Annotated in this window: 2 protein-coding genes; both read left to right on the top strand. The window is 41.8% G+C overall.

The annotated features are described in order from the left end of the window. The first annotated feature begins 72 nt into the window (after positions 1-72). Positions 73-1,035 carry a phage tail protein gene (locus tag VXQ92_RS17700; protein WP_416667293.1) on the top strand — a complete coding sequence of 321 codons (963 nt, stop codon included), beginning with the start codon at positions 73-75 and terminating at the stop codon, positions 1,033-1,035. Positions 1,036-1,087: 52 nt separating this feature from the next. Beyond that, positions 1,088-1,465: phage tail tube protein (locus tag VXQ92_RS17695; RefSeq protein ID WP_416682693.1), on the top strand; the 378-nt coding region annotated here is incomplete at its 3' end.

The raw sequence follows: 1,465 nt of genomic DNA, 5'->3' as shown, positions 1-1,465 counted from the left end.
AGCTGTAGTTAGTGGTACTACGCAGCACACTGAAACTTTGACTTTCCAAGTGGTTGACGGGGTAACAGTATAATGGCAAATCTTGTTTTTAAATTTAGTTGGGATCACCGGCCATTCCCGTATAACTCGGCTCAGGGAAAACGGCAATTCATGCTGCCTTTTGCATCAGGCATTCCTAATCTAGCACCTGCCTTTTCACAAATTACGGATATCCCCACAACTAATCCGGCTTCACGGTTAATTGGGACTTCGGCAGGAAATGTAATGGAGGTTGGGGCTTTTGGTTTGGGTGGTGCAGCTACAACAATTACGAAAAGCGCAACACCATTAGGGCGTCTTTTTAAAATATTTGCTGATAGCTCTTCAACAAGTATTCCTGATTATGTTGTAGGGATTGATATACCGTGGGTAGTAGGCGCAGAAGGATGGCAACTTTATTGCGGAACGGCCAATTCGTTAGACGTGGGATTTAGAAAATTCTTTCAGTCATCTTGGGGTCAAACTTACAGATTTCGACACACAGGAAATACTACTGTTGACTCAAATGGATTTATCAAATCAGCTTCACCAGTAGTTAAGCTATTTAACGACCATATCGAGCTCAATAATGATGCAAAAAAACAGCCGATTGAATTTAAGAGAATTGATGTTGGTGATTATTTACTAGAAGGTTCTTTAGGCTTTGCTCAGGAAGGCTGGTATATCGAAGTACCGAAAGATGCAAACGGCAACACAATCGTCGCAGTAGTGTATGACACCCTAGAAAATGGTGACATCTCAATTAAAACTTACAAGCGTAAGTTTGATTTTGAACTTGCTGCTGTTGTGGCAGATCACGAGAACCCAATGGACATTCCAGAAGGCCGCTGGATTGATATCCGTCTGCATGAAGAACCTGAACCAGAACCTGAGGTTGAAGAAACTTTGAGTGAAACACCAGTGGATTTCCAGCCTACTAACTTATCTCAGGCAGTTGCTGCAGCCATGAATGGCGTGGAACCGCCAGAAATCTCAGACACAGACGAAACACTTTAATAACCCGCTTAAAAAGCGGGTTTTTTATTGCCTAAATTTTGGAGAACCATAAATGAGTTCAGGCGCAAAAATTCGATTATATGCTTGTGAAGAAGCAGTTTTAGGAACAACTCCAGCAAACCCGATCTGGTACACAGTTCGCCGTGTAAGTGATGGTTTATCTGAAAATGTTTCTACTGAAGAAAGCAGTGAAGTGGTTGATTCACGTTTTCGACAAGGTGGGGTAGTTACTGAAGCAGAAGTGGCAGGGCAGTTAGAGTTTGAATTATCACTTGGTACCTTTGATTTGTTCTTAAGTGCTTTAGCATTCAATAACTGGGCGACAAACAGCTTAACAATTGGCGGTGCTGTTCGAAAATCATTAACGTTAGTTAAAGTTTTTGAAGATATTGGGCAGGTGTTTATTTACCGTGGAGTTCAGGTCAATTCT

This window comes from Acinetobacter sp. 228, from assembly GCF_048147885.1.
This window is presented reverse-complemented; position numbering and strand designations above follow the sequence as displayed.

Excerpts from the sequence above, each read along its gene's own strand:
- VXQ92_RS17700 (WP_416667293.1), top strand. The coding sequence starts at position 73 with ATGGCAAATCTTGTTTTTAAATTTAGTTGGGATCACCGGCCATTCCCG.